Here is a 19,466-nt window from a genome sequence, read left to right as displayed (position 1 = left end):
TCCTGCGACTTTACGAACACTGTACTTGACTCGAACAGTGTTCGCATCTAAAACAGTGTTCGAAGACGGAAACACTGTTCGATTCACGAACGGTGTTCGAATACCGGGTCACAGTCATGCACAGCAGAAGGGGAGACGGGGGAGACGATGGACACCGACGTCACCAACGCCGCGCCGGTCGCGGCCGAGACGGGCAAACGCGCGTCCTACCGATTGCGCTGGATCGGCCTCGCGGTGGTCATGGGCGCCGACATCATGGACCTGCTCGACGCGACGATCGTCAACGTCGCCGGTCCCGGCATCCGGGACGCGCTCGGCGGCAATTCCACCCACCTCCAGTGGTTCTCCGCCGCGTACACGCTCGCGTTCGCGATGTTCCTGATCACCGGCGCCCGCCTGGGCGACATCCTGGGCCGGCGGCGGATGTTCCTGATGGGGGTGACCGCGTTCACCGTCACCTCCGCGCTGTGCGGGCTGGCGCAGTCGCCGGAGATGCTGATCGGGGCCCGCGGCCTGCAGGGGTTGGCCGCGGCGATGATGGTGCCGCAGGCGCTCGGCCTGATCCGGGACATGTTCGACGAGAGCGAGGTCGGCGCCGCGTTCGCGGTGTTCGGCCCCTCGATGGGGCTGGCCGCGGTGCTCGGCCCGATCCTGGGCGGCGTGGTCATGGACGCCGACCTGTTCGGCCTCGGTTGGCGCGCGGTGTTCATGGTGAACGTGCCGCTGGGCCTGTTCGCCCTGGCCGCCGGCGCCCGCGTGGTGCCCCGGCCCGAGCCGAGCACGACCACCCGTCGACCCGGCCTCGACCTCGTCGGCGTCGTCCTGGTCACCGCGGCGATGATGCTGCTCGTCTACCCGCTCGTCCAGGGCCGCGAAGAGGGCTGGCCCGCTTGGACGTTCGTCTGCCTGGCGGCCTCGTTGCCAGTGCTCGCGCTGTTCGCCTGGTACGAGGTGCGCACCACCCGCGCGGGCCGCGACGCGCTGGTCGAGGTCAGCCTGTTCGCCAATCGTGCGTTCACCGGAGCCCTGGCGGTCGGGCTGATGATGTTCGCCTCGATGATCGGCCTGATGCTCGTGCTCGGCGTCTATCTCCAGATCGGCCTGGACTGGTCGGCGACGCACGCGGCGCTCGCGTTGATCCCGTGGTCGCTGGGCTCGACGGTCGGCGCGGGCCTGGCGGGGGCCGTGCTCGCCGCGAAGTACGGCCGTCGGGTGCTGCACGCGGGCCTGGTGGTCGGGCTGCTCGGGGTGCTCGGGACCGCGGCCACCATCACGATGCACGACGGCCCGGTGAACACCTGGATCCTGCTGCCGGCGACCGCCGTCGCGGGTTTCGGGTTCGGGCTGCTGATGGCGCCGTTCTTCGGGATCGCGCTGGCCGGGGTGGCCGATCACGAGGTCGGCTCGGCCTCCGGCGTGCTCAACGCGGTGCAGCAACTCGCGGGGGCGCTGGGGGTGGCCCTGTTCGGGACGCTGTTCTTCACCCATGTGGAGGACAACGTGCCCGCCGCACACACCCTGGACGCGGTGCGCGGGGTATTCGACGACGCGTTCACGGTCGGCGCCCTCGGCAGCGCCGCCGCGCTGGCCATCGCGTGGGGCCTGGCCTTCCTGATGCCGCGTTTCGAGCGCCCGCCCGGCGCGGAGGGGGCGGCCGGGCACTGAGCGTGCGGGGCCGCGGGGGCGAGTACGCGGGAAGGCGCCGGAACGGGATGGTCTGCGTTCCGGCGCCTTCGCGTACGGTGATCGCCCGCCGGGCGGCTCAGTGGCCGCCGGCGATGCCGGGTCGGGACGGGCTCGTCCCGACCGCGGAAGCGCCGTCGCGGGCGAGCACCGAGGCCCGGCTGCGGAAGGCGTCCTCGCGGGCCGCCTCGTCCGGGTGGCGTGCGCGCCAGTACGGGTTGTCGTGCGGCAGATGGCCGCTGACCCGCCCGTACAGGCCGAAGGTCATCACCAGCAGACCGACCACGAAGCTGAAGATGACGTTCGGCATCTTGAAGGACAGGTAGTTGATGTCGGGCGTGCCGATCAGGCCCAGGTTCACGAAGCCGCTGATCACGAACAGCGCGCCGACCACGATGTTCACCGTCGAGGCGGTGTTGCCGCCGATGATCGCGCCGATGATCAGGATCGCGCCGACCACGACCGAGATCAGGCTGAGCGCGCCGTTGGTCGACATGCCCGCGACCTGGCGTCCGGTGGTGGAGAAGAAGCCGACGTTGTTCGTGAAGCCCAGGACGCCGAACACGATCAGTGCGACGCCCATGAAGCCGCCGCCGTACCGGTAGACCTGCCCGAGTCGATGGTCGACCGGCAGCGCCTCGTCCAAGCCTGTCATGGCCGCCTCCCAACATCCGGTGTGCGTGATGACTCCTACTTGATCCCCTTTCCCGGATTCGCCGGGAAGTACCGGTTCGAGATCGTCGGCACGGGCGCGGGCGAGGTCGGTCGGTTACGCGGGCTTGAGCACGATCTGACCGTTCGTGACCACGATGGGCTTGGCCGCGAGCGGGCGCGGCGCGGGGCCGCCGAGCACCGCGCCGGTGTTCGCGTCGTAGTTGCTGTTGTGGCAGGGGCAGTGGATCTGCCCGCCGGCGACGCTGCCGACCAGGCACTGCTGGTGGGTGCACACGGCGGTGAACGCCTTGAAGTCGCCGGCGGTGGGCTGGGTGACCACCACCTTGGCGTCGTCGTAGATCTTGCCGCCGCCGACCGGTACGTCGCCGACCGGGCCCAGCACCTTGTCGCCGGCGGGGGCCTTGTCCTTGGAGCCGCCGCCGTCGCCGCAGGCCACCAGACCGGCGCCGCCGGCCGCGACGAGGGCGCCGCAGAGCAGGATCCGCCGAGTGGGTTCGGCACTACTCGTCGACGGGGTGCCCGTCGGGTCGACGGTCGTCGGGTCGGTGCTCGGGTCCGTCGCTCGCATGCGCTGCCTCCGTCGTCGTTCCCGGCGCCGGTCGTTCACGCGGCGCCGACGCAACGGAAACGTACGCGAGCGGTTCGTGGTTCGACGGATCCGTGAAGCGAACGGGTTCAATCGGCTCCGGTTCGTCGGTGAAGGGCCGATCGGGGGTGGGGGAGGCGGGGCTTCCGGCGGGCTCGTGGGGTGCGTCGGGGTCGGTGTGCTCGGTGTCCGCGGTCGGTTGCGGCGGCTCGGTCGAGGTGGTGGGGCCGTCCCCGAGGGTGGGGATCGTCGGCTCCGGCCGTCCGTCCTCCGGTTTCGTGCCCTCCGGCGCCACGCCCGCCGGCTCCGCGTCCTCCGCCGAGCGCTCCGGCAGCGTGAACACGATCCGCGTGCCCGCCGTGTACTCGGTGTCCACCGCGATCCGGCCGCCGTGTTGTTCGACGATGCGCTTGGCCATCGCCAGGCCGATCCCGCTGCCCGTGTACGTCTCGCGCGGGTGCAGTCGGCGGAAGGCCGCGAACACCCGTTCCGCCGACTCGGCCGGGATGCCGATCCCGTTGTCGGAGACGGTGACGCGCCATCCCTCGGCGGCCGGTTCGGCGTCGACCCGGACCAGCGGGCGCTCGTACGGGCGGGTGAACTTGACCGCGTTGCCGAGCAGATGCCGGATCAACGTGGCCAGCAGCACCGGATCGGCGTCCACCACCGGCAGTTCGGCGTGCGCCAACTCGGCGCCGGTGTCCTCGACCCGATCCGCCATGTCCAGCCACGTCTGCCGGACCACCTCGTCCAGATCCACCGCGACGCTCTCCGCGCGCGAACGGCCCACCTCGGTCAGGGTGACCATCTCGTCGATGAGCACCTGGAGTCGGCGCGCGTTGTCGATGGTGAAGTCGATGTACTGCCGGCCGCGCCGGTCCAACACGTCCTCGTAGCGCTCCTGGAGCATGCGCCCGAAGGACACGATCCGGCGCAGCGGATCCTGCATGTCGTGCGTCGCGGCGTGGGCGAACTGGTCGAGATCGGCCTGGGCGAGTCGGGCCCGCCGGTCCTGTTCGTCGAGCCGGGCGCGCAGTTCGTCCCGCTCCCGCGCCGATTCCCGGGCCCGCTCGCGCTCGGCGGCCGACTCCCGGTCCCGCTCGGCGACCACGGCGGTCAGCGTGGCGACGTGCTCGCGTTCCCGGCGGGCCCGGTCCTCCCCGGCGCGGGCCCTGGTGCGCAGGCTCGCCATCGCGCCGGCGATCGCGCCGAACTCGCGGCTGTCGTAGCGCGCGGCCCGGCTCGGCGGCTCGCTCGGATCGGCCAGCCGGGTCAGCGGCCGCTCCACCGTGCGCCGCAGCGCGGCCTCGATCAGCACGGTCAGCCCGACCACGAGCAGCAGGTCGCCCCCGAGCACCAGGAGCAGCCCGCGCGAGCGTGCGTCGCCGTCCAGGGTCAGCCCGACCACCAGCGCCGCGACCGTGGCCAGCATCACCGCCGCGCACGGCACCCAGATCAGTCGCAGTCGGGCGCGGACCGTCCACCACGAGTCGTCGGAACCCGCCATCGGTACCCCGCCCTCTCCGGCCCGCCGTCGCCCCGCCGACACCCCGCCGACAACCCCCGCGGCACAAGGAAAGTGTGGCAGCGCCGGCCCCCTCGGCACGAGGGCATGATCCGGCCGCCCGCCGCCGAGGGGCGCCGGCTCGTGCCTCGGAGGTTCCTTAAGGCAGTCATAAATCACCCATACCGGGGTGCCGTCGGCGACGAGCCCCGGGATACGGTCGAAGGGCCGGTCGGGCGGTTTGGAGAGACGGCGTCGAGCCGGCGTGCGATAACGGGGGTTTCCTGCGACCGTCGCCCCCCTCCCACCTGTTGGGGCGACGGTCGCAAGAACACTTCGTCACGAGCGTGTGACCGTGCGGTCGGCGGTCTGATTCGTCCTCACCCGGGTACCGATGCACCCGGTAGCGTCCGAGGGCCGAGGCCGAATTACGCCGAGATTGGTGATCGAGTGTCGCGACGAACCGCGGATTCCGAAGCGACCCCCGGAAGGCGTCGGCTGCTGGTCGGCACCGCCTTCTGTGTGGCCGCCGTGCTGGTGGTGGCCGGACTGGCCTCGATGGGCCGGATCTCCGGACATCCGAGGTCGCGGGCGGGCGGCGACGCGGCCCGGGGTTATCACCTGCCGGATCCGGCCGAGGGCGATCGCATCGCGGCGAGCCTGCTGGGCGGGGCGCCCGCGGCCCCGTCGGGGACACCCGTACCGACGATCAGCTCGGAGGCGGTCGAGCCGCTGCCGGTGTCCGAGCCGCTGCGGGCCGGCACCATCGCGCCGACGCCGGCGATCGGCGCGCTCCTGCACGTGGACGACGGCGCCGAGCCGGAGCACTTCTGCACGGCGACGGTGGTGCGCTCGCCGAACCGGAACCTGGCGATCACCGCCGCGCACTGCGTCTACGGCGAGGGGTTCGCGTCCGACATCGCCTTCGCCCCGGGCTATCACGACGGGCTCATGCCGTACGGGGTGTGGGTCCCGTCCCGGATCGACGTGGACCCGCGCTGGATCTCGGACCGGGATCCGGCCTACGACGTCGCGTTCCTCCAGGTGCGGCGCCCCGGCACCGACGACCGGATCGAGGAGGTCACCGGCGCCGAACAGGTGTCCTTCGACTCCCCGGTCGACCGCGCGGCCCGCCTGATCGGCTACCCGGACGACGAGGAGCAGCCGATCGGCTGCCAGAACACCACCACGGCCCTGTCCGACACCCAGGTGCGCTTCGACTGCGCGGATTTCCCCGACGGCACCAGCGGTGGCCCGATGCTCACCGACATCGATCCCGCGAACGGCCGGGGCACGGTGATCGGCGTCATCGGCGGCTACCAGGAAGGCGGCGACGACCTCACCTCGTACAGCAGCCGTTTCGGCCCCGACATCGCCGCCCTCTACAACCGAGCCGGCACCGCGGACCCCACACAGACCCCGACGACCTGAAGGGTGACGGAAAGGTCACCGAAGCATCACGAAATCGGGCGCCGATACCGCCGAATGTCGGCGGGTGTCGGAACGACCGCGCACGCGCCGCGGGCGCGCCGCGGGCGCAAATGCGTGCGCCGGGCGGATGTTTACCCGACGCGCCCCGGGCCATCCGGGGCGTGCTCTCTCGTGAAAGCGGCGACACCACCGGGACTGTAGTCAGTCCACCGTCAGTTGGGCGTCAGCGCTCTCCGCCAATGTAGTTGGCATGACGTCTATCCCGGCGGTTTCCGGCTGCCTTCCCGACACTATCCACATTGCCTTTTCTCGGCAGGGACTTCAGCCGCCGGATGTCCGGTCGAGGCGGTACCGGCGCTTCGTCTCGCACCACGCTCGCGCCTTCGGGCCGGTCGTCGTGGACGTGCCACGGTCGCCTTCCCGGTGAGCGCGGACCGCGGTGACCCCGGCCGGCCGGCCGTCGAGCGGGAGAACGGTCGGGAAAGAGTGGAGGTCTGGCGGATTGCGCTCGACGGTGAGGGCGACCCGGACCACTGTCCGGCCCCCCTCGAAGATCTCCTCGACGAGGACGAGAAGGCCCGCGCCGGGCGTGGCCTGGTGCCGGGAATGCGGCGTCGTTTCGTGATCGCGCACGCCGCGACCCGGATCGTCGTCGGCGAGCGTCTGGGCCGCCCGCCGGCCTCCCTGTGCTTCACCCGCGGCCGGTGGGGCAAGCCGGTCGTCGAGGGGTCGGGGCTGCACTTCAGCCTGTCGCACTCGGGTGGGATCGCCCTGCTCGCCCTGGCATCGCGGCCGGTCGGGGTGGACGTGGAACTGGCCCGCCCGAACCTGGACATCGAGCGGTTGGCCCGGCGCTTCTTCCGCGACGAGGAGCGGGAGTTGGTGGCGCGCGACGGGCACGGCGCCTTCACTCGGCTGTGGACGAGGAAGGAGGCGTGTGTGAAGGCGGTGGGCGGCAGGCTCACCGAGAGCATGGCGATTCCCGTCGCCCACACCGCGCGGCAGGCCACCGTGCACTCCCGTTCGGGTCCGTTCGCGAGACCGTGGAGAGTTGCCGACCTGCCGCTTCCCGAAGGATATGTGGGGTCCGTCGCGCTGCTCGGTGACGGACCCTTTTACGTTTCACCGAGGATGTGGTACCCAATGTCACCCACGGAAACCGGCGACATGCGACACAGGCCGGGTGTCAAGTAGAAGAAACTCCCCTCAAAAAGGCGTAGTCGTACCCGTGGTCGTGTGCCGGAGCGTCGCTAGATTTAAGAACGCGAGAGCACGATGGTAAAGCACCGGCCGGATTCTTGAGCCAGGACCGCGTTTTGGTGCCGGGTATTCCTTTCGAGGAGGGGGAGGTAATCGTGGAAGGCAGGAACGTGATCACCAAGGCCGCGCGGTGGAGCGCTGTCCACCCCTGGTGGGCACTCGCGCTCTGGCTTGTGGTCGTCCTGGGGGCACTGACGGTCGGCGCCGCCACGGGTACCCGGCAGGCCACCAGCTCGGACCTGTCCATCGGCCAGTCCGGTCGGGCGGCCGCCATTGCCAAGAGCGGCGGCCTACAGGTCCGCGCGGTGGAGAACATCCTGGTCACGCCGTACGTCGGCAAGCTCGATGTGGCCAAGGCGCGGGCCGCGGCCGAGGAGACCGTGTCCGGCCTGAAGGGCGACAAGGGCATCGCGTCGATCGGCGAGCCGATCCTCGCCTCGGACGGCTCGGCCCTGCTGGTCCCGGTGACGCTCAACGGAGACCCCGAGACCGCCGACAGCCGGGTGCGACCGCTGCTCGACAGCGTGGAGAAGACCCAAGAGGCGCACTCCGACGTACATGTGGAGCTCGTCGGCGAAGGTTCCATCAGGGCCGGGCTCAACGATCTGCTGGACGACGGCCGGCGCAGGGCGACCGTGCTGAGCCTGCCGGTGACGCTGCTCGTGATGGTGTTCGTCTTCGGCGCGATGGTCGCCGCGAGCGTCCCCGTCGTCCTGGGCCTCTCCTCGGTGCTGACCGGACTCGGCCTGTGGGGAGCGGCCTCCCAGCTCGTGCCGGATCCGGGCCCGGTGACCCACATCATCGTCCTGGTGGGCATGGCCATCGGCGTCGACTACTCGCTCTTCTACCTCAAGCGGCAGCGCGAGGAACGGGCGCTCGGCGCCAACGAGGTCGACGCCATCGAGGTCGCGGCGGCCACTTCCGGCCACGCCGTGCTGGTCTCCGGTCTGGTGGTGATGGTCTCCATGTGCGCGCTGTACTTCGCCGGGCACATCGCCTTCCAGGCGATGGCCACGGGCGCGATCCTGGTCGTCGCCATCGCGATCGGCGCCTCGCTGACCGTACTGCCGGCCATGCTTTCCAAATTCGGTCGCTACCTGGACAAACCACGCGTTCCCCTGGTGTGGCGGCTCACCCAGAACGGCGGCGTCAAGCCCCGCCTGTGGTCGGCGATGCTCAAGCCGTCGCTGCGCCACCCGGTTCTCGCGCTCGTGCTCTCCGTCGGCGTGCTCCTCGCCCTCGCGCTGCCCGCACTCGGTCTGCGGCTCAAGGCCACCGGTATCGACGACCTGCCCAAGTCGATCCCCGCGATGCAGGCCAACGAGCGCCTGACGAAGTCGTTCCCCAGCCCGGCCGACACGCACACCATCGCCGTGAAGGTGTCCGCCGACCGGGCAGCGGAGCTGCGCACGGCGGTGGCCGCGCTGGTCGACCGCACACGGCACGACGACCTCTTCGTCCAGATTCCGCAGCCCCTGGTACGGACGTCGGCGGACGGCACGGTCAGCACCATTGCCGTCGGCACGCGCTTCAAGAGCAGCTCCGGCAAGGCGCGCGAGTCCCTGATGAAGCTGCGCGAGGACATCGCCCCGAATGCCCTCGGCGGTGTCCAGGGCGCCGAGTTCGCGGTCGGCGGCAGCGATGTGGCGTACGACGTGGACTACCGGGCGAACGTCGTCGCCAAGATGCCGTGGGTACTCGGAGTGGCGCTGGCCATGACCTTCCTGGTCATGGCCGTCGCCTTCCGATCCCTGGTGCTCGCGCTGATCACGGTGGTCCTCAACGTCCTGTCCGCGGTGGCGTCTTTCGGTCTGCTTGCGCTCATCTTCCAGCGGACCTGGGCGGAGGGCATCCTGCACTTCCAGTCCACCGGCCGAGTGGTGGCCTGGCTGCCCCTGATGCTCTTCGTGATCCTGCTCGGCCTGTCGATGGACTACCACGTCTTCGTCGTCAGCCGGATCAGGGAGGCGGCGCGCGGCGGACTCGGCATCCGGGACGCCGTCGAACAGGGCATCACCCGGACGGCGGGCGTCGTGACGGGCGCCGCGATGGTGATGGTCTCCGTGTTCGCCCTGCTCGCGTCGCTGAACTTCATCGAGTTCAAGCAGTTGGGCGTGGGTATGGCGGGTGCGGTGCTGCTCGACGCCACGCTCATCCGGATCGTCGCCCTGCCGGCGGTGGTCATGCTGGTCGGCTGGAACACCTGGTGGCCCTCGAGGCTCGCGCACCAGCGCTGTACCCGCAGGCCGCGGATGCCCGCGGTGGTGGCGGAGGGGACGTCGGTCCCGTAACCGCTCTCTGCGGCGGACTCCGGGTGGCCGGGGGATGGGCTTCGGCCCGCCCCGGCCACTTTTTCGTGCGTCCCGGGCGGGAAAAAGCCGCAGGCCCGGGTTGAACCGCCGGGCCGGGGGTTCCGTAAACCGTGTGGGGATTCCGACGGGAAACATAGAATCGCATGCGTGTTCGGCGGCGCATGATCAACTGCCTCGTGGTGGGGGTCCGCGCCTTCCGACGTGCGCACAACCGGGAAGCGGGGCGATCACGGGGGTGACTCATGCACAGCGACAGCGGCCCTGCTTCGGTGCGCTGGCAGACCGAACTTGCCCGGGTCGGGGCGCTCTCCGGGCGCGAGAAACAGGTTTTCGCGCTCCTCGGGGCCGGGCATTCCAACCGCGGCATTGCCACCCGACTCGACGTCACGGAACGAACCGTAAAGGCGCATGTGGCAAACATCCTGGTCAAGCTACAAGTGGAATCCCGCCTTCAGGCGGGCCTGGTTGCGCAAGTCTACGAAAGCATGTACGAAGGTACAGTATCGGAGCCGACTAGCGTATCCGATAATTGACCATCGTGAATACCACCTGGATTCTTACCCTCCTTCGGGTCGCCCGGAACGAGTCGACCGTTGTTCCATGTGGCAGGCCTGAGGTTCCAAGAGAACAGCTTGTGACTCGAATTCAACGGTAGACGGGGGATTTTGGTGTACATCTCCATATTGGGTCCGCTGCTGATAGGAGACGGTCAGAGAACCGTCGGTATACGCGCGAAGAAGAACCGGGTGATGCTCACCATGCTGGCCCTCAACATCGGTCAGGTGGTCACCTTCGACGAGCTGATCGACGAACTGTGGGGTGAGGCTCCGCTCAAGAACACGCGCAACGCGTTACAGGCGAACGTCAAGCGGGTGCGCAGGTCGCTGGCCGAGTTAGGGCTCGGAGGGCCCGGCCACGAGCTCATTCGTACGGTGGACAACGGCTACACGCTGAACATCCCCGCCGACGCCGTGGACGCGTATCGCTTTCTGCAAACGGCGGGCAAGGGCGCGGGCCTGGTCGGCGACCGGCCGCACGAGGCCATGGATCTGCTGCGTGAGGCGCTGGCCATGTGGCGTGGGCCGGCCCTGCTCGACACGAGTGACGGACCCTGGTGCCGGGCCGTGGCGCTGCGTCTCGACGAACAGCGCAAGACCGCGCGCGAAGACCTCATCGCGGCCCAGCTCCAACTCGGCGAGGCGGGCACCGTCGTCGCCGAACTGAAGCAGCTGCTCGCGCAGTACCCCGAACGCGAGCGGTTCAGCGAGCAGTTGATGATCGCCCTGTACCGCTGCGGACGGCAGTCCGAGGCCGTCGACGTCTTCCACCGCACGCGCAAGTGGCTCGACCAGGAGTTGGGGCTCAAGCCGAACAGTCGCCTTCACCACCTCTACCAGGCGATCCTGATGCAGGATCCCTCGTTGTGAGCGCCGGGACGGCGACTCGCCACTGATGAATATCGGCGGCTCCGCGCGGAGCTGCCACTCGCGCGTTCAGGCCCTGTTCAGGGCCGCGTCGGTGAACGCGCCGATTCGACGGGCGGCCTCGGGGGAAAGCATCTCCTCGTGGTCGCAAGGCACTTCGTGCACCGTGAGTGGTCCGTCCAGGTGTGGGCGCCAGCGATCCACGAGTTCGGCGACCGGGGTGTCCCGGTGCTCGCCGGCGGCGACGAACAGGGTCAGCGGTCCGGTGAAGCGGCCCGGCGTGAACTCCCTTGCCATGTCGATGTGCCGGCGCATGATCGCGGTCAGACGGCGTAGCTCCTCCTCGGTGATCGCGGCCCCCGCGGCGTGGTGTTCCAGGAAGGCGGTGCGGACCTCTTCGTCGGAGGGGTTCGGGTCGTGCGGAGCGACGGGGTAGATGTCCAACGCCGCCAGGAAGGCGACACGCTCACCCGCCGCCTGGAGCTGCACGGCCATCTCGTGCGCGACCAGGCCGCCGAAGGACCAGCCCATGAGGTGGTAGGGACCCTGTGGCTGCACCTGCCGGACGCGTGCCAGATACGTGGCCGCGAGCGCCGGTACGTCCCGAGGTTGCTCGCGGTCGTCCCCGTGCGTCGCGATGCCGTCGGACTGCAGCGCGTACACGGGCCGGGCCGCGTCGATGTGCGGGGCCAGTTCCGCGTACGGCAGCCCGAAGCCGACACCGCCGTGCACGCAGAAGAGGGGCTCCGCGGTGCCGGCCGGGCGGATGGGCAGGACCGGCGCGGTCATGGCGGACGGGAGTGTGGCGGGCGCCCGCACGGTGGTGGGCCGGGCCGCCGCGGCGAGGGCCGCCACCGTCTTGTGGGTGAAGACATCGGCCAGCGAGAGCGTGAGCCCGGCCTTGGCGGCCCGGCTCACGACCTGCACCGAGCGCAGGCTGTCGCCGCCCAGGGCGAAGAAGTCCCCGTCGACGCCGACCTGTTCGAGGCCGAGGATCTCGCCGAAGACCCCGGCGACCACCTTCTCGGCGGCCGTGCCCGGCGCACGCACCGGAACCGGGGCGGCGGCGGTGCCCGTTCCGGCCGCCGCCAGGGCGCGGGTGTCGAGCTTGCCGTTCGCCGTCAACGGCAGCGCGGGCAACGTGACCAGGGACACGGGCACCATGTGCGCGGGCAGCGACTCGGCGGCGTGCGCGCGCAGCACCGGCACGTCGACGGCGGCGACGCCGGGCACGGGCACGACGTACCCGATCAGTTGGGGTTCCCCGGTGGGCGTGGGGACGACGGCGACGACGGCCTGGGTGATCACCGGGTGGCGGACGAGGGTGGCCTCGATCTCCCCCAACTCGATACGGAAACCACGCAGCTTGACCTGGTGGTCGGAGCGGCCGACGTAGTCCAGGGTGCCGTCGGGTCGCCACCGCACGAGGTCGCCGGTGCGGTACATGCGGGTGCCGGCCGGCCCGAACGGGTCCGCGACGAAACGCTCGGCGGTGGTGACGGGGCGGCCCAGGTAGCCGTGGGCCAGGCCGGCCCCGGCGATGTAGAGCTCGCCGGTGACTCCGATGGGCGACAAAGACAGGCCGGTGTCGAGGACGTACATCCGGAAGTTGTCCAGGGGCCGTCCGATCGGCGGCCTGCCCTCCGGAGTCAGCGGGTCGCTCCAGGTGGCGCAGACCGAAGCCTCGGTCGGGCCGTAGGCGTTGCGCAGGGCGACGTGCCGGCAGAAACGATTGCTTACGGCGGGCGGGCAGGCCTCGCCGCCGACCGCCAGACACATGCCCTCGGGCAACACCGCGGCGTCGGGGATGCCGGCGACGACGGTGGGCGGCAGGATCGTGTGGTTGACGCCGTGCTCCGCGATCAGGTCGGCCAGCAGTTCGCCGGACAGCCGGCTGTCGTCGGTGGCGAAGACGAGGGTGCCGCCGGAGAACAGCGAGGCGCACAGTTCCCACACGGTGGCGTCGAAGCTGAACGAGGCGAACTGCAGCACCCGTGTGTCGGGCCCCGCGCCCAGGTCCGTACGCAGGTTGGCGGCCAGGTTGGCCGCTCCCGAGTGCGGTACGGCGACACCCTTGGGGCGACCGGTCGAGCCCGAGGTGTAGATGACGTACGCGGTGTCCTGCGGGGTCAGCGCCCGGGTGCGGTCGGCGTCGGTGGGGTCGGTGCCGGGCCGGTCGCGCAACTCGGCCAGGACGGCGGGGGCATCCAGGACGAGCGGGACGGTGCCCCCGGGTGGTTCGGGGAGCCGGTCGGCGACCGCCGCGACGGTCAACACCCCGGCCGGCGCCGCGTCCCGGAGCATGTACACGATGCGCTCGGCGGGATATTCGGGGTCGACGGGCAGATAGGCCGCGCCGGTCTTGAGGACGGCGAGCAGCGCGACGACCATGTGCGCGGACCGGGGCAGGGCCAGCGCGACCACGTCCCCGGGGCCGACCCCGCGCGCCAGCAGGAGGTGGGCGAGACGGTTCGCCCGGGTGTCGAGTTCCGCGTAGGTGAGACGGACGGAGCCGGAACCGGCGGGTACGCCGTCGGGGGTGACCAGTGCCGGGTGGTCCGGGGCCTGGGCCGCGTACGCCTCGAAGAGGGCCGGGAGCGTGACCGGGGGCCGCGGGACGAGGCGTCCGCTCCGGTCCGACAAGAGCGTGCGGCGCTCTTCGGCGGTGAGCAGGTCCAGGGCGCCGATCCGGGAGCGGGGGCTGCGTGCGGCGGAGCCGAGGAGGGTGGCGAGGGCCCGCGCGAGGCGATCCGCCGTCGCCTCGGTGAACAGGTCCTCGCGGTAGTGCAGGCGGAGGTCGAGGCCGCCCGGCGCGCCGTCCGCGGTCGTTTGCTCCGTCACGTGGAAGGAGAGGTCGAATTTCGCCGTCACCGTGCCGACCGGCTCGACCGCGGCCGAAATCCCCGACATTCCGGGCAGCGGGTCCGCGTTGTCGAACGCCAGCATCACCTGGAAGAGCGGTTGGCGGGCCATCGAGCGCACCGGGTTGAGTTCCTCGACGAGATGCTCGAAGGGCAACTCGGCGTGCGCGTAGGCGGTCAGATCGGTCTCCCGTACCCGCGCGAGCAGAGCGGCGAAGGTGGGATCGCCTCCGGTGTCGGTGCGCAGCACGAGTGTGTTGACGAAGAAGCCGACGAGATCGCGGACGGCGTCGTCGCTGCGTCCCGCGACCGCACTGCCCAGGGGGATGTCGGTGCCCGCGCCCAGTCGGGTGAGCAGCGCGGCGAGTCCGGCCTGGACCGCCATGAAGAGGCTGGCGCCGCCGCGGTGCGCCAGTTCCGCGAGACGCGCGTGCACCTCGGCGGGCACCGTGCACGCGACCTCCGAGCCGCGGTGACCGGCCCGCGCCGGTCGCGGGAAGTCGGTGGGCAGGTCCAGTTCCTCCGGGATGCCCGCCAACGTCCGGCGCCAGTGGGCCAGTTCGGCGGCGACCAGGCTGTCCGCGTCGGTCTTGGCGCCGAGCAGTTCGCGTTGCCACAAGGCGTAGTCGGCGTACTGCGCGGGCAGCGGCTCCCACCGCGGGGCGCCGCCCGCGAGCCGCGCCGCGTAGGCGTCGGCGAGATCGCGCGTGAGCGGGCCGAGCGACCAACCGTCGGCCGCGATGTGATGCACGGTCAGTGCGAGCACGTGGCAGTCGGGCCCGATCGTGAACAGCCGGACCCGCAGGGGAACCTGGGCGGACAGCTCGAAGGGGTGGGCGGCCTCGGCGGCGAGCGCGGCGGCGAGCGCGGCCTCGCCGGCCGCGGTCGGGCCGGCCGGTTCCGAGCCCGGCAGGCCGACGTGGACCAGTCGCGCGCCCGCCCGATCCGCCTCGTCGGCGGACAGGATCAGCTGCGAGGGCAGCCCGTCGGCCTCCGCGAACACGGTGCGCAGGCTCTCGTGTCGGGCCACCACGTCACGTACGGCGGCGGTCATCGCCCCGACGTCGAGCGGGCCGGTGAGGCGCACGGCCAGCGGGATGTTGTACGTGCCCGAAGGGCCGTCCATCTTGTCCAGAAACCACAGGCGCTCCTGGGCGTACGACAGGAGCACCGAGGACGGGCGGCCCGGGACGACGCGCAGCACGGGGCGACGGGTACGGGACACCGTCGCGGAGCGCGCGTCGCCGGCGGCCGGCCCGGCGTCGGCGCCGGCGAGGGCCGGGGACAACGTGCGGGCCAGGGCCTCGGCCGTGCGGGCGTCGAACAGGGACCGCACCGGGACGTCCACGCCCAGGGCCGCGCGCAGCCGGTTGGCGACCGTGGTCGCGGACAGCGAATGGCCGCCCAGGGCGAAGAAGTCGTCGTCGGCGCCGACGCGTTCGAGTCCGAGCGCCGCCGCGAAGACCGCGCACAGCAGTTCCTCGTGCTCCCCCACGGGCGCCCGTCCCGTGCCCGCCCGCTCGTCGGGCGGCGCGGGCAGGGCCTTGCGGTCGGTCTTGCCGTTCGGGGTCAGCGGCAGCGCGTCCAGGGGAACGTACACGGCGGGGACCATGTGCGTGGGCAGCACCGAGGCGACCCGCTCCCGCAGCTGGTCGGTGTCGGTCCCCGCCGGTACGACATAGGCGACCAGGCGGGTGTGCCCCGCCCGGTCGGCGGCGGCCGTGACGGCGGCCTGCCGGACCCCGGGTTGCGCGGCGAGCACGGACTCGATCTCGCCGAGTTCGACGCGGTGGCCGCGGATCTTGACCTGGTGGTCGCTGCGCCCCGAGTACTCCAGGGCGCCGCCGGCGCCGTCCCAGCGGACCACGTCCCCGGTGCGGTACATGCGCGCGCCGTGCGGCGCGAACGGGTCGGCGACGAACCGCTCCGCGGTCAGGCCCGGCCGGTCGAGGTAGCCGCGGGCGAGCCCGGATCCGGCGATGTACAACTCGCCGAAGGTGCCGTCGGGCACCGGGCGCAGGGCGCCGTCGAGGACGTACACGCGCGTGTTGGCGAGGGGGCCGCCGATGGGCGGCGGGCCGGGATCGGCCGGGGTGTCCGCCGTGAGGGACGCGGCCGTCGACCAGATCGTCGTCTCCGTCGGGCCGTACACATTGGTCACGGACGCGCAGTGCGCGGTGAGCGTGCGCGCGAGTGGTTCGGGCAGCGCCTCGCCGCCCACCAGGGCCCGCAGACCCGCCAGCCGGGGGGCGTGGTCGGCGGCGAGGGACTCCCACAGGCTGGGGGTGGCCTGCATCAGGGTGGCGCCGAGGTCGGTGACGGCGGCGGCCAGGGCGGCCGGGTCGCGCACGGTCTCGCGGGCCGCGACGAGCAGTTCGGCGCCGGCCACGAGCGGGACGAACAGCTCCAGATTGGCGATGTCGAAGCCGAAGGTGGTGACCGCCAGGAACCGGTCCTCGGCGGTCACTCGGAAGCGCCCGACCATGTCGTGGACCAGGTTGGTCAGCGCGCCGTGCGGCACGACGACGCCCTTGGGGCGGCCGGTCGAGCCCGAGGTGTAGATCACGTACGCCGGATGGTCGGCGTGCGGAGCCGGAAGGGAGTCCTCCCGAGGGACGGGCGCGATGGGCACGGACCCCGGCTCGTCGAGGACCCACCACTGTCCCGTGCCCGTCTCGCCATCGCCCACGAGGAGTTCGCGCACCCGTCGGTCGGTGAGCGTCACCACGGGGGCGGCGTCCGCCAGCATGTAGCGCAGCCGGTCGGCGGGGTAGTCGGGGTCGAGCGGCAGGTAGGCCGCGCCGGACTTGAGCACGGCCAGTGCGGCCACGACGAGGGCGCAGGACCGGTCGAGCGCGATGGCCACCGTGCGCTCCGGGCCCGCGCCCGCCGCGCGCAGCGCATGGGCCAACTCGTCGGCCCTGGTCAGTAGTTCGTGATAGTCGAGCCGCTCGTCGCCGCAGCGGACGGCGGGCGCGTGCGGGGTGTGTTCGGCCCGGGCGTCGAAAAGCGGCGCCAGCCAGTGGCCGGGAAGGGGTACCCCGGTGTCGTTGCGCCCGTCGACGATGCGCGCCCGCTCCGCCCGGTCCAGGATGTCGAGTCGGCCGCACGGCACGTCGGGCCGGGCGACGGCGGACTCCAGGAGCCGCGCGAAGCGCCGCCCCACACGCTGGGCCTCGGCGCGCGTGACCACCCCGGGGCGATGGTTGACCGCGAGGCCGAGCGGGGTGCCGGGAAACACCGTGAGGGTGATCGGGTAGTGCGTGGCGGAGCGGATGTCGACGCCGGTCACCAGGGAGTTCGCGGTCGTGGCGTGCGGCATCGGCCCCATCGGATAGTTCTGGAACATCAGCGCCGTGTCGAAGAGTTCACCGCGCACGGAGGTGAGCTGTTGCACCTCCGCCAAAGGCAGGTGCTCGTGGGGCAGCAGGTCGGCCTGGGCCCGCTGCACCGCGGCGAAGAGCTCGGCCGGGGTGCGGGACGGGTCGACGTCCACGCGGACCGGCAGCGTGTTGGCGAACAGGCCCACCATGTGCTCGACATCGGGGATCTGGGCCGGTCTGCCCGACGTCACGGCGCCGAACAGCACCGTGTCCTGGCCGGTCGACCTGGACAGGAGCAGCGCCCAGCAGCCCTGTACCACCGCGTTGACGGTCAGGCCGCGCGAGCGGGCGAACCGGACGAGGTCGGCGGAGACCTCGGGGGAGAGGTCGAGCGGAACCGACTCGGGCAGCGCGCCCCGGTCCTCGGCGCCGGTGTGAGCCACCGGGACGAGCCGCGTCGGCTCGGTGACACCGGCCAGCGCCTGCGTCCAGGCCCGTCGCGCGGCGGGCTTGTCCTGCGCGCCGAGCCAGGCCAGGTAGGCGTGGTACGAGGCCGAGGCGGCCCCCGCCGGCGCCGGGTGGGCCGATCCCGACTTCGACTCCTCGACCAGCGCGTTCAGTTCACCGATCAGCGAGACCATCGACCAGCCGTCCACCAGGATGTGGTGCACCGTCCACACCAGGCGGCAACGCCCGCCGCCCGCCCGGATCAGGGTGAACCGGTGCAGCGGCGGCCGGGCCAGGTCGAAGCGGCGCAGCCGGTCCTCCTCGGCCACCCGGTCGAACTCGGCCTCCACCGACGCGGCCGGTCCGCTCCCGGTGCCGACCACCTCCACCTCGTGCCACGGCAGCGCCACCGACTTGGGGATCATCTGGATCGCCTCGCCGTTCTTGCGGTGCCGGAAGCATGCCCTCAGATTCGAGTGCCGCTCCAGCAGCGCGCCCGCCGCGGCGCGCAGCGCCGTGGCGTCGGCGTCGGTCATCTCCCGGAAATCGAGCACCAGCTGGATGGTGTAGACATCCGTTCCCTCGCGGTCGTACTCCGAAAGAAAGAGCAGTCCCTGTTGCAGCGGCGAGAGCGAGAGGACTTCGCTGATCGCGGACGGCCGATTCAAACCGGACTCCTCGCGGAAGAGCTGGACAGGCGGAATGACAAACATAGGCGGATCGCACTGACACTCAAGTGACCGATAACTGACGGGCCACTGACGCATCTTGCGAGGTGGGCGTGCCGCGCGTGATGCCGCCCTCGTCAGCAGTCCGTCAGCCCCTCGTCAGCGCGCGGCGAGAGGCTGGCCGTCCAGGCTAATTGGTTGCCGAGGGCCAGGAGTCGCCAGTGCCGGTTATTTCCGCGTCGCATGAATTCGAGGTCAGCGACCTCTTCGTGAATTTACAGCCGCTCTTCGGGCGTCGTCTCTTTCTGAAGGTCGAAGGATTCAACTTCGCCGGATCCATCAAGCTGAAAGCGGCCCGTGAGATGGTCGCGCAGGCGGAGGCCGCGGGTGTGCTCGGCCCCGGCTCGACCCTGGTGGAGTCCTCGTCCGGGAACATGGGTGTCGCCCTGAGCGTGCTCGCCGCGAACAGGGGCTTCAGGTTCCTGTGCGTGACCGACTCCCGGTGCAACGAGGTGACTCGGCGCACCATGGAGTCCTTCGGCGCCGAGGTCCACGTCGTCACCGAGCCGCACGAGACCGAGGGCTTCCTCGGCGCGCGGATCCGGTACGTCGAGGCGCTGCTCGCCGCCGACGACAAGAAGGTCTGGCTCAACCAGTACCTGAGCCCGGGCAACTGGATGGCCCACTACCGGACCACCGCGCCGGCCATCGCCCGCCAGTTCCCCGATCTGAACGTGCTGTTCATCGGCGCCGGCACCACCGGCACCCTGATGGGCTGCGCGCGCTACTTCCGGGAGCGGCGCCCGTCGGTGCGTGTGGTCGCCGTCGACAGCGTCGGCTCCGTCACCTTCGGGCGTCCCGCGGCCACCCGGCACATCCCGGGCCTGGGCACCAGCGTGCGCCCGCCGCTGCTCGACGAGTCCCTGGTGGATGCCGCGATCCATGTCGAGGAGGCGGATACCGTCCGCACCTGCCGCGAGTTGATGCGCCACGGGTTCCTCTTCGGCGGCTCGACCGGAACCGCCGTGAGCGGAGCGCTCCACTGGCTCGACGAGCATTACGGCGACGGCACCGCCGGCGGCCCCGACCAGGTGACCGCCGTGACCATTTCGCCGGACCTGGGCGAGCGCTATATGGAGACCGTCTACCGCGACGATTGGGTGCGCGATTCGATCGGCCCGGACGGTCTCATGGCAGGCGTCGAATACGCGGACATCGGGTCCGGATTCACCGCCGGACTCGAAACGATTTCCGGCTGACCGCGGACCGAGCGGTATCGAAGGATCGAGAGT

11 protein-coding genes are annotated in these 19,466 nt (G+C 71.2%); 7 read left to right on the top strand and 4 right to left on the bottom strand.

The genetic code is table 11. The features are described from left to right. The first annotated feature begins 147 nt into the window (after window positions 1–147). Window positions 148–1,665 carry an MFS transporter gene (locus EMA17_RS08995; RefSeq protein WP_126636387.1) on the top strand — a complete coding sequence of 506 codons (1,518 nt, stop codon included), beginning with the start codon at window positions 148–150 and terminating at the stop codon, window positions 1,663–1,665. 97 nt (window positions 1,666–1,762) lie between these two features. Here the strand turns inward: EMA17_RS08995 and EMA17_RS08990 are convergent, their stop codons facing one another. From EMA17_RS08990 to EMA17_RS08980, 3 genes are all read right to left on the bottom strand, one after another. After that, entirely contained in the window at window positions 1,763–2,338 is a 576-nt protein-coding gene (locus EMA17_RS08990; protein WP_126636386.1) for a DUF4383 domain-containing protein, read from the bottom strand. 114 nt (window positions 2,339–2,452) lie between these two features. Then, window positions 2,453–2,926 (bottom strand): Rieske (2Fe-2S) protein, encoded by a 474-nt coding sequence (locus tag EMA17_RS08985; protein ID WP_126636385.1) that lies wholly within the window; start codon window positions 2,924–2,926, stop codon window positions 2,453–2,455. Beyond that, window positions 2,859–4,451 carry a sensor histidine kinase gene (locus EMA17_RS08980; protein WP_126636384.1) on the bottom strand — a complete coding sequence of 531 codons (1,593 nt, stop codon included), beginning with the start codon at window positions 4,449–4,451 and terminating at the stop codon, window positions 2,859–2,861. The genes EMA17_RS08985 and EMA17_RS08980 overlap by 68 nt, the downstream gene beginning before the upstream one ends. Before the next feature lie 447 nt (window positions 4,452–4,898). On the opposite strand from EMA17_RS08980, the gene EMA17_RS08975 reads away from it, so the two are divergent. The 5 genes from EMA17_RS08975 (at window position 4,899) to EMA17_RS08955 (ending at window position 10,878) form a co-directional block, all read left to right on the top strand. Then, the gene (locus tag EMA17_RS08975) at window positions 4,899–5,879 is read left to right on the top strand and encodes a trypsin-like serine peptidase (RefSeq protein WP_246126542.1); all 981 of its coding nucleotides are present in this window, start codon (window positions 4,899–4,901) and stop codon (window positions 5,877–5,879) included. Between the two features lie 423 nt (window positions 5,880–6,302). Next, window positions 6,303–7,073 carry a 4'-phosphopantetheinyl transferase family protein gene (locus EMA17_RS08970; protein ID WP_126636383.1) on the top strand — a complete coding sequence of 257 codons (771 nt, stop codon included), beginning with the start codon at window positions 6,303–6,305 and terminating at the stop codon, window positions 7,071–7,073. A 161-nt stretch (window positions 7,074–7,234) separates the two neighbouring features. Next, window positions 7,235–9,430 (top strand): MMPL family transporter, encoded by a 2,196-nt coding sequence (locus EMA17_RS08965; RefSeq protein ID WP_126636382.1) that lies wholly within the window; start codon window positions 7,235–7,237, stop codon window positions 9,428–9,430. A gap of 263 nt (window positions 9,431–9,693) precedes the next feature. Continuing rightward, window positions 9,694–9,984, top strand: a complete 291-nt coding sequence (locus EMA17_RS08960; protein ID WP_126636381.1) for a helix-turn-helix domain-containing protein — start codon at window positions 9,694–9,696, stop codon at window positions 9,982–9,984. Window positions 9,985–10,200: 216 nt separating this feature from the next. Next, the gene (locus tag EMA17_RS08955) at window positions 10,201–10,878 is read left to right on the top strand and encodes an AfsR/SARP family transcriptional regulator (RefSeq protein WP_126636660.1); all 678 of its coding nucleotides are present in this window, start codon (window positions 10,201–10,203) and stop codon (window positions 10,876–10,878) included. 66 nt (window positions 10,879–10,944) lie between these two features. On the opposite strand, the gene EMA17_RS08950 is transcribed toward EMA17_RS08955, so the two are convergent. After that, window positions 10,945–18,174 (bottom strand): non-ribosomal peptide synthetase, encoded by a 7,230-nt coding sequence (locus EMA17_RS08950; protein WP_126636380.1) that lies wholly within the window; start codon window positions 18,172–18,174, stop codon window positions 10,945–10,947. 221 nt (window positions 18,175–18,395) lie between these two features. On the opposite strand from EMA17_RS08950, the gene sbnA reads away from it, so the two are divergent. Beyond that, window positions 18,396–19,433, top strand: a complete 1,038-nt coding sequence (sbnA, locus tag EMA17_RS08945) for a 2,3-diaminopropionate biosynthesis protein SbnA (RefSeq protein WP_126636379.1) — start codon at window positions 18,396–18,398, stop codon at window positions 19,431–19,433. Window positions 19,434–19,466: the final 33 nt, after the last annotated feature.

The sequence above is a fragment of the Embleya hyalina genome, assembly GCF_003967355.1.
GTDB classification, from domain to species: domain Bacteria; phylum Actinomycetota; class Actinomycetes; order Streptomycetales; family Streptomycetaceae; genus Embleya; species Embleya hyalina.
This window is presented reverse-complemented; position numbering and strand designations above follow the sequence as displayed.